The 9,246-nt window shown below is 72.8% G+C and carries 8 protein-coding genes; 6 read left to right on the plus strand and 2 right to left on the minus strand.

What is annotated here, in order from left to right; translation table 11 throughout:
* The first annotated feature begins 119 nt into the window (after positions 1–119).
* The 5 genes from IE294_RS33030 (at position 120) to IE294_RS33050 (ending at position 5,009) form a co-directional block, all read left to right on the plus strand.
* Positions 120–458 (plus strand): WXG100 family type VII secretion target, encoded by a 339-nt coding sequence (locus IE294_RS33030; RefSeq protein ID WP_189892240.1) that lies wholly within the window; start codon positions 120–122, stop codon positions 456–458.
* A gap of 65 nt (positions 459–523) precedes the next feature.
* Complete coding sequence (locus tag IE294_RS33035; RefSeq protein ID WP_189892242.1) at positions 524–811, plus strand: WXG100 family type VII secretion target; 288 nt, start codon at positions 524–526, stop codon at positions 809–811.
* Between the two features lie 149 nt (positions 812–960).
* Positions 961–1,389, plus strand: coding sequence for a hypothetical protein (locus IE294_RS33040; RefSeq protein WP_189892244.1), 429 nt, complete (start codon positions 961–963; stop codon positions 1,387–1,389).
* Between the two features lie 47 nt (positions 1,390–1,436).
* A complete protein-coding gene (locus tag IE294_RS33045) occupies positions 1,437–4,370 on the plus strand; it encodes a hypothetical protein (RefSeq protein ID WP_189892245.1) in 2,934 nt (977 codons plus the stop codon).
* Between the two features lie 201 nt (positions 4,371–4,571).
* Positions 4,572–5,009, plus strand: coding sequence for a YbaB/EbfC family nucleoid-associated protein (locus tag IE294_RS33050; RefSeq protein ID WP_189892247.1), 438 nt, complete (start codon positions 4,572–4,574; stop codon positions 5,007–5,009).
* Positions 5,010–5,070: 61 nt separating this feature from the next.
* Here the strand turns inward: IE294_RS33050 and IE294_RS48030 are convergent, their stop codons facing one another.
* On the minus strand, positions 5,071–6,507 hold the full coding sequence (locus IE294_RS48030) for a hypothetical protein (RefSeq protein WP_229917523.1): 1,437 nt from the start codon (positions 6,505–6,507) through the stop codon (positions 5,071–5,073).
* Positions 6,508–6,571: 64 nt separating this feature from the next.
* Positions 6,572–8,440: a hypothetical protein gene (locus IE294_RS33060; RefSeq protein WP_189892249.1), complete on the minus strand. Its 1,869-nt coding sequence runs from the start codon at positions 8,438–8,440 to the stop codon at positions 6,572–6,574.
* A gap of 419 nt (positions 8,441–8,859) precedes the next feature.
* Here IE294_RS33060 and IE294_RS33065 point away from each other — a divergent pair, with 419 nt between their 5' ends.
* Entirely contained in the window at positions 8,860–9,243 is a 384-nt protein-coding gene (locus IE294_RS33065; protein WP_189892251.1) for a hypothetical protein, read from the plus strand.
* Positions 9,244–9,246 lie beyond the last annotated feature (3 nt).

The raw sequence follows: 9,246 nt of genomic DNA on the forward strand, positions 1-9,246 counted from the left end.
ATCGGCCGCCGCGCCGGAAGCGAGCGCGGCAGCCGTTCGATGATGGCACGAGGTTCGTTGGCAGGTGCGAACTGAGACTCGCGCCCGCCCGAGCGCAGTACGAGACGAAAGGGCAGGACATGGCACTGAAGACGAACGTCGACATCGAGGGAATGGTCGCCGCGCAGGGCGCCTTCCAGACCGCGGTCGACGAGACCGGCAGGACCCGCACGCAGATGGAGACCCAGATCACCTCGCTGATCGCGAGCTGGTCCGGTGACGCCGCCACGACGTACCTCGGCGCCATGACGGAGTGGCTGTCGGAGTACCAGCGAGTATGCGAGGCCCTGCAGCGCATGCTGGAGACCTTGCAGAACAACACTCACCTCTACGGCAACGTGCACTCGGGCACCCAGTCCCAGGCGAGCGCGGTCGCGCGCACGATGGCGACCCCCGGCCTGCCCGCTTTCCCCATCTGATCCAGGGGCCGCGGCACATTCCCGGCAGCCGTGGCCAACTCACTTTCCTTCCGAGAGGCAAGAAGATGACGTACTCCGTCGACCGTTCGAACGTGGACACCATCGTGGGCGAGATGTCCGCGATCACCAGCCAGCTCCTTTCCGCCCTGGAGCAGCTCGACAACCAGACGGCGGTCCACCTCAGCCAGTGGACCAGCGAGGCCCAGGAGGTCTACACGCAGGTGAAGGCCCAGTGGGACGGCGCGGCGGCCCACATGGCCCAGCTCGCCAACACCGCCACCACCACGCTCGGTCACATCAACGCCGCCTACACCTCCGGTGAGCAGCAGGGCATGAGGATGTGGGGGGCCTAGGGATGCAGCTTCCCAAGCCGCAATGGCCCGGCGGGCAGCCGCCTCCGACCTCGGGCGGCACGGTCAACGGCAACGGGGCTGCCTGGTCTCCTCCGGCCGTGCCCGGTGGCGGCGGTGACGGCAAGCCCACCTCCGTGGACACTCCGTCCATGCTCCTCTACGCGTCGAACATGGAGTCCGTGCTTCCGTATATCGACACCGCGATGCAGCGCCTCGAACCGGTGCTGGCCGCGGCCGGAGGGCTGCCGACGGGGCGGACGCTGCGCAAGACCGTCGGATCCACCAGCAAGACCACCGGGACCTCATCGGGTTTGGCAGGCGCGTACTACGCATCGCTCAAGGACGTCAAAGAAGGGGTGACGGACCTCGTCGCCGCCGTTCGTGAGATGGCCAAGAAGTACGCACGCCTCGAAGATGCCAACCAGATGTCCGCGACCGACCTGCGGAAGTACCTACAGAGCGCGCAGGCCGACTTCGACCAGCTCAACAAGGACCTCCCGACCACCTCGGGCGGCGGAAGCGGCGGTGGGGGCGGAACCGGCGGCGGAAGCGGGAGCGGCGGCGGAAGCGGGAGCTGAGCCCGACCTGGCACCGTCATCTCTGCTCTGCATATAGGACACACACCATGCCTGAAGACAAGTACAACACGGGTGGGTTCTCACAGACCACCGACGGTGCCATCTTCCCCAATCTCAGTGATGAGCTGGACCGGCCGGACGCCTACAACGGGTGGGACTGGAAACAGATCATGGCTGCCATTCTCGGCAGCTCTCAGGGTGACAACACGCCGGCGAACGCCGACCACCGCCGTGGCATAGCGGACCCGCAGTCGCTACAGGACGCTGCGGACGCCTTCTACTTCGTCCAGCGCACCCTCGAACAGGTCGCGTCGGTGATGGCGGACCAGACCAAAGCGCTGGCCGGTCCCGACGGCCCGTGGCGAGGTGACGCGGCCGATGTCTTCCACGACACGATCGACAACTTCTCCAAGCGCATCGCGGCGGCGGGCGACGCGCTGGCCGGCGGTAAGTCAGGGCAGAACTCGGTGCCCCAGCAACTCGCCAACAATGCCGTCGCCCTCAAATGGGCTCAGGAAACGGTCGTGGCGATCGACAACTGGTATGCCCAGCTTTCCCTGAACTATGGCATGTACCACGATCAGCGGGTCGGTGCCATGAAGGACGGCCGGATTCCCATTCACGACGTGAAGGTCGGGAACACGCTGATCGAGCCTTTGATGCAGAACGACATGTACCAGGTCGCGAAGACCCTCTCCGGCAACTTCAGCCTCACCGTCGACAACGTCAAGCTCCCTGACCCGGTGAACGGCCCGAAAACCGACGGCGGCGGCGGCGACCCGACCCCGCCCAAGGTGGACCCGCCCCCGGCCGCGGGCGGCGGCGGCGACGTCAAGGTCCCCCCGCTCGGCGGTGGTCTGAGCGCCGGCGGCGGCGATGGGCTGCCCGGCTACGGCGGGAACCTCTCGAAGGTGCCCGGGCTCGATGACACCGGAGGCTCGGCGACGCCCTTCCCCGGCAGTACCCTCCCCACCGACACGGGCGGCGGACTGGGAGACGTGCCGCCCCTCGACACCGGCAACCTGGACGCGGCCCTCAGCCCCGGTGGCCCGGACGCCTCCGCCAGTCCGTTCCCCGGTGACACCAGCGCCTTCCCCGGTGGTGACACCAGCGCCTTCCCGGGCGGCGACCTGCCCGGAGACTTCGCGGCCAGTCCGTTGCCCGGAGAGACGAGCACGCTGCCGGGGGGCGAGGCCTTCCCGGGGGACACGAGCACGCTGCCGGGGGGCGGGGCCTTCCCGGGGGACACGAGTCTGGGGGAGGGCGGTCAGACGCCGTCGGCCTTCACGGCCACTCCGTTCCCCGGTCTGACCGGCCTGCCGGCCGACGCGGCCGGCAGGCCGTCGACCAGCAGCGGCCTCACGGGCGCGTCGGAGTCACCTCTCGGCGAGGCCGGCCTGCCCCAGGACTACCCGGGCGACCTGGGTCTTGGCGCGGCCGACGGCCTGCCGGTGGTGGACGCGGCCGACCTGCCCGCCGACGCGGCGATACCGTCGGCACTGTCGGGCAACGCAGCCCTGGAGTCACCGGGCACCCTGCCGGACACGACTCCGGCGGAGTTTTCCGGGTTGGGCGATGCGGCGGCTGGGGTGGGGCAGCAGCAGGGTGGTGCCGGGGTGCCGTACATGCCGGGTATGGGGGGTTTCGGTGGTGCGGGTGGCGGTGCGGGGCAGACGGGGGCTGCCGAGCCGCCGGATGCGGCGGGGTTGCTGGACGCGTCGTCGGTTCCGTGGGGTGGGGGTGTGGGTGGTGCGGGGGATGTGTCGGAGTTCGGCGGTGCGCCGGTGGAGCCGGGTGCGGCCGGGGAGGTGTCGGGTCTGGATCTGCCGGAGTCGACCCCGGCGGAGTTTTCCGGTGCGGAGGGTCCCGGCGACGGTTCGGTGGCTGTAGCCGGTGGCGGGATGCCGTACATGCCTGCTATGGGGGGCTTCGGTGGTGCGGGTGGCGGTGCGGGGCAGACGGGGGCTGCCGAGCCGCCGGACTCCTCCGGCCTCCTGGAGCCGGACAGCCGGCCCTGGAACGACGAGGCGCGCGACGCGGATCCTTCCGAGCCGGTTGCGGGAGCCGTCGCGGCGGCCGGAGCCGGAGAAGAGGCCCTGGATCTGCCCGCCGCGGGCGCCCCGGCCACGCTGTATGCCCCGGTGCCCGGTGTCCCCGCAGCGGCCCGTGGCGAGAACCGCGCCAGCGGTGCCGGACGGGAGGCGCACGCGGGCGAACAGGGCGGCGAGCCGGTCCTGTCGGCCGGCGCGTGGGGTGACGAAGACCAGGACGGCCTTCCGGATCGGGCCGCCGGCACGGACGTGACCGGCGCCGGAGTCCTGGTGCAGCCTGGCGCCGGCGTCCCGGCAGGGCCCAGCGCCGCGTCCGCCGTGTCCGCGCCGCACGCCGTCGGCCAAAGTGTGCCTGCCACGCACCCGGCTCCCGGCGAGGCCGCCGTGGCCGCCACGGCGATGGGGGCCGCCGCCCTCGGTGCCGCGGCCACCCTGTCCGCGTCCGCGGAACGCGGCGGCGCGCGGGCCGGGGCGCCGGCGACGGCCCCGGAGTTCACCGAGGAGGCCGAGGACACGGCCGCCTGGGACCGGACCGACGGCTCGTTGATGCCCTTCCTCATCGCGGCGGCGACGGCCCAGGAGCCGGCGGAGGAAGGCGGCGGGCCGCGTTCCCGGTATTCCGGTGAGGCGCCCGAGGTCTGGTCGGGCGTGACCGCGGACGGCGGCGCGACCGCACGCTCCCTGGCGACGTGGCAGCCCGGCCGTTCCGGCGCAGCGGCCGTGTCGTCGAACGGCGTGGTCCCGTTGGGCTCCGACCAGCCGTTGTGCGGCGACGTCTCCGCGGAGGAGCTCGAGGCGCTCGAGGCACGTGCGCAGAGCGAGGCGGAGGCGGAGGACGACGAGGAGGAGAAGGAACGCACCTTCGCGGATCTGCTGGTCCAGCGCCGGGACGTGTGGGGCGACCCGGGTTCGGACGACGACCTGGTCTGACGACAGCCTGGGCGGCTGGTACGCGAGGGCACGATGGGAGGGAAGAACGGGACATCCGCGCCCCGGGCCGTGGCACGGCCCGGTGGCGCTGTTGTTCCCTGCGAAAGGCAGACAGCCGTCTGCGACGGAGCAGACCGCCGCTCCGCTTGGTCTCCCAGGCATTCGGTGACCGACGCGGCGGCGCATGACCGGGAGTGACAGGTGTCGGGATACGAGCAGGAGATCGAGCAGCTTCTCGCTGACTACCGCAAGGAGAGGGAGGAGGCGGAGGAGAACCGCCGTCGTATCAACGCCGTCACCGGTACCGCGACCTCTCGCCGCCGCGAGGTGAAGGTGACCGTCTCCGCCAGAGGCGAGGTCGCCGAGATCGATTTCCCGACCGGTGCGTTCCGTCGTATGACCCCCAAGGAGCTGGGCGAGCTCATCCGGACCACGATCTCCGAGGCACGTGCTCAGGCCCTGAAGCAGGTCGACGAACTGCCCATGGGACAGCTGCTGTTCGGCCTCAAGCCGTCCGAATTGCTGACCGGAGACGTCGACATGGACACCATCCTGCCCAACGATCCACACACCAGTGACCTGGTGCGCGACTACCTGGAGCACGGCTTCACCAGCGCGAACGGATTCGCGCAGGACTGACCACGGCGCCCCGGTTCCCCGCCCGAGCGGGGAACCGGGGCGCCGCATGTGCGTCGACCGGTCAGTGCGCGGTGCCGGCGGCCCACACGGTGTGTCCGGACCGGGAGAGGATCACCACGTTCCCGTCGTTCTGGATGACGAGTTCCGCACCGGCGTTGCCCGCGGTGCCGGACGTCCACAGACTCGTGTGGTTGGCGCTGTAGACGGCGAGGTTGCCGTCGTCCTGGAAGACGGCGTAGTTGCCGCTGCCGTGCGTGTGGGAGGACCAGCGGATCGTGCCGCGCTCGTCCGAGATGACCAGGTCGCCGTCGGTGCGCATGGTGATCCGCATCCGGTCGGAGGCGACGGACTCTCCGGAGTGCAGGACGTACGTGGCGTTGACGACCTTCGTCGACCAGTGCCGCTGCGTGGTGGTGTGCGACTGCGACTCGGTCTGTGTCCCCGCCTGGGCCGACGTCCGCGCCTGGGCCGACGTCCGCGGGTGGGACTGCGGCTGCGTCTGACGTGCGGCGGACGTCGTCCGGGGGTGCGTGGTCCGCACGGCCGCCGTGTGCGACGCGGTGGTGGCGGTCTGCGGCTTCTGCGCCGTCTTCACGTCGGCGACGGCCGCGGCGGTGCGCGTCGAGGCGTGCCGCGTGGTGCCCGCCGAGGAGGACTCCCTCGCCTGCGCGGCCCGCTGGACGGAGCGCGCGGGCGCCGAGAGCAGGCTCACGGACCCGTCCACCGGCTTCGTCCGGGGTCCGGTGTCGTCACCGTGCGGTCCCGCGTACCGACCGTGCGGCGCACCCGCGGCCGAAGACGGCGACGGGCCGTGGCCACCCGGCTCGCGGGCGCCGGTCCGCTCCACCGCCTTGTCCCCGTGTCCCGTCGCCACCCTGGTCGCCGAGCCGTGCCGACCGCCGCCCGGGAGCGCCGACGGGACACCGGCCCGCGGAGCCGACGTCGGCGCGGGGAAGGTGACGTCGGCGCCGGCGCTCCCGTCGGGGACCGGCGCCGAGGTGGGACCGCCGCTTCCGTGCTTGGCGCCGGCTATCGCGACCGGGTCGAGCGCGTCGGCGCCCGTGGTCTTCTTCTCGCCGCCGCTCAGCAGGGGCACGGAGACCAGGACCGCACCGGCGACCGCCGCGGCGGCCATGAGCGGCCAGTGCCCCGATCTTCCGGACTGGGAGGTGGGCCGTCCCGGCGCCGCCTGGCCACCGGTCGCGGCGTCCGGAGCCCCGGTCCGCCCGTCGTGCGGACGGAACGTGCGGGCGGCCACCTCGGCTTCGGCCCGGACCGCGGCGGCGGGGACCGCCGTGACCAGGGGCCGTACCTGCTCCACGCTCTGCTGGGCGACCGTCTCGGCGGCCGTGGTCCCGCCCCGGGTGAGGGCTTCGGACACCGCCGCTCCGTCGACATCCCCCTCGTACAGGGGCAGTGCGACGGCCCGGCGGACGTGCGGTTGCCCGGGAGGCGTCGCGGCGGCCGGAGGGCCGCCGGGCTGGTTTCTGCGTGTCATCCCTCGTCTTCTTCCTTCGCTCGGTTGCGCGTTGATTCGGGCCCGGCCTCCGGCGATGACGCCCTCAGGACACCGGGCCACGGGTGGACGCCTCCGGGACGGCGGGTGCCCCCGGCACCGTCGCCGGAGGCGTGAAGGTGATGGCGATCGCCTCTGTGGCGCGGGGGGGCGCCGTCGCGAGGCGTCGGACCACGGTGGCTTCCTCCGCCGCCGGCCGGCCCGGCGGCCCGGGCGCGGCTTTTGGACTCCGCTCCGCGCGCTCGCCCGCGGTCTCGGGGAGGGTGGTACCGGTCGGTTCCTCCACCGCGGCCGGGGTCCCTGTTCCCGCAGCGGCCCCGGCCGGGGCGTCGAAGGGCGTGACCGTGTCCGCCGAGTGGTGTTCGGCCGGTTCCGCGTCGGGCGAGTCCGGGTCCGGCGGCACAGCCGGCGCCGCGAGGGACCTCAGTGGTTCGGCCGACGGCGGGACGGACGGAAGGGGTTCGGGTTCCGGCGGTACGGACGCGACCTGTGCGGGAGCGGGCTGCTCGGACGCCACCCCTGCGCCCCCGGCACCGGAGAGCCGCTGCCCCTCGGCGTCCTGCCAGCCGCGGGGCGCCAGGGCCAGGCCGTGCCGCACCGCCAACCGGCGCATGCCGTTCAGGACTTCGTCACCGGGGTCGCCGTGCAGCCGGATCTGTGTGCGGTCGCGCACGTCGTCCTGGAGGGCCGAGAAGAGCCGCTCCAGCGGTTCCCAGACGGTGTCGGGCAGAGCCTGGTCCGGCAGGCCGATCTCCACGGCCATCACGTCCGGAGCGACGGGACGCAGCACCGTCTCGGCGGGCGGCGCGCTGCCGTTCGGACCGACCCAGAGACCGGACCGGGTGACGACGACCTGCCACCTGCGGTCCAGGATCATGGCACCGGGTTCCAGCGCCGGCCGCAGCCCGCTGACCGGGGGCCGCCAGGTGCCCAGCCGGACGGTGGCCCCCGCGTCACCTTCCGGCTCGCAGACGACCTCTTCCACGTAGGGCCGCCAGGTGGGCTCGCCGGCCGCGTTGGTGAGGACGGTGCGCGGCGTGAGCGGTCCCGTCGGTACGGGCCGGGCGGGATCGCTCACCAGCAGGGGGAGTCCCGAGCCGACCTCCACCGGTACCCCGAGGAGCGCCGCCACCTGCCGGCCCACCGGGAGCGGGTCGCTGCCGTCCGCGGACACCAGGCGCACCGCTTCCCGTACGGTCGCGGGCAGCGCGGCCAGCACGTCGGCGACGGCCTGCGGCGGGACGGCGCGGGTGTGCGCGGCGCCGACGAGCAGCAGCGGCCTCTCCGCCTGCGGGGGCACGGCGTACCGCAGTGCCCCGACCCCTTCCGGTGGGGTGCCCGAGGGCAGGATGAGCAGTCCTGCCGGTACCTGCTCCACGGCGCAGCCGCCCGCGGCGGTCGGGACGACCCGCTCCACCGCCTGCTGCCACCGGGGCGCGGGGTGACGGGCGCCGACGGACACCGGCTCGCGACCGGGCGAGAAGCGCCGCCAACCGCCGGGACGCCCGGGCAGGCGGGGCGCGAACAGGGTGCCGGCCGGGGTGACCAGCGCCGCGCCGAGCGGAGCCAGTACGTCCGTTTCCAGGGCGTCGCTGAGCATACGGCCGGGCGCGGGCCGGTCCGCCGTCTCCGCCGCCGCGCCGGACATGACCAGGCGGACCAGCCGCCCCTTCACGGGGGACGTCCTCGCCAGTACGGGGCCCAGCCGTGCGCAGAGTGTCTCGGGATCACCGAATCCGGCGCTCACCAGGACCGTGATCTCCTCGGCGGAGGCACGCAGCCGTGCGGCGGTCTCGGTCAGCGCCTCGGGCGGCCGGCCGGCGGTGTGGACGAGGTGTATGCCGTGCGCTTCGCTGATCTCCAGATGCCCGGTGCCGCCGCCGGCGGAGGAACGCCGGCCGAAGCGTCCGCTCATGTCCGCCCCCGCGGGCGGCGGAGACGGGACCGCTCCCCGAACACACCGGGACAACCCAGGCACAGCGCTCCGTCGAAGGGTGCAGTGGGCGTCACCCGCCGGAACATAGCGCAGGGCGGCCCCGCTCGTGTGCCGTCGCCTCGCGTCCGCTCGCGCCTGCTGGACGTGCCGTACCGCGGGCCCTCCCCAGGTGCCGACTGGGGCGTGCCGCCCGTGAAGGGCCCCGACGGGCGTTTCGGCGAGGCGTGCCCGCCGCTTCGACCAGGGGACGAAAGTGCACCAAGGCCGGTACGAACAGCCAGTCCTGGGACCGAGGGCCGCCGGCGGTGCCCCGTACGGCCGGTGACTGGTTTAGCTTGCGACTGGCTCGGAGAACCGGCCGGGCCGTCGTGAGTCCGTGATCGTCAGGGAGGTGCCAGGTGGCCAGGAGCGGTGCCGATCCGGAGCAGCTGCGGGCGAACCTGCGCAGTTGGAGCCAGAAGGGCGACGCCTTCCACGACTGCGAGAAGACGCTGGAGACGATCAAGCAGGCCGTGCTCGGTGCCCTCGATCAGCGCGGTGGTGACTCCGTCCACGGTGGTGACCCCGTCTCCGGAGCCGTTCGACGCATGTGGGAGGACAACCTGAACCTGCTTCAGGACATCGTCAGCAGTACTGCCCTGCTGATCGAGGACACACGGACCGCGTTCTCCAACATGACCGAAGGGCTCTCGCGGATCGACGAGGCCACTCGGCATGCGGCGAAGCATCTGGCCGGCGGAACCGGGGGCGGCCTGCCCGGCGGCTCCGGGCATCGTTCGTAGGGC

Source organism: Streptomyces canarius (assembly GCF_014650735.1).
Classification (GTDB): Bacteria; Actinomycetota; Actinomycetes; order Streptomycetales; family Streptomycetaceae; genus Streptomyces; species Streptomyces olivaceoviridis.

Bases quoted from the DNA above. Each gene is read 5' to 3' on its own strand.
- IE294_RS33035 (WP_189892242.1), top strand. From the start codon at position 524: ATGACGTACTCCGTCGACCGTTCGAACGTGGACACCATCGTGGGCGAG.
- IE294_RS33045 (WP_189892245.1), top strand. From the start codon at position 1,437: ATGCCTGAAGACAAGTACAACACGGGTGGGTTCTCACAGACCACCGAC.
- IE294_RS33030 (WP_189892240.1), top strand. From the start codon at position 120: ATGGCACTGAAGACGAACGTCGACATCGAGGGAATGGTCGCCGCGCAG.
- IE294_RS33040 (WP_189892244.1), top strand. From the start codon at position 961: ATGCTCCTCTACGCGTCGAACATGGAGTCCGTGCTTCCGTATATCGAC.
- IE294_RS33060 (WP_189892249.1), bottom strand. From the start codon at position 8,440: ATGAGCGGACGCTTCGGCCGGCGTTCCTCCGCCGGCGGCGGCACCGGG.
- IE294_RS48030 (WP_229917523.1), bottom strand. From the start codon at position 6,507: ATGACACGCAGAAACCAGCCCGGCGGCCCTCCGGCCGCCGCGACGCCT.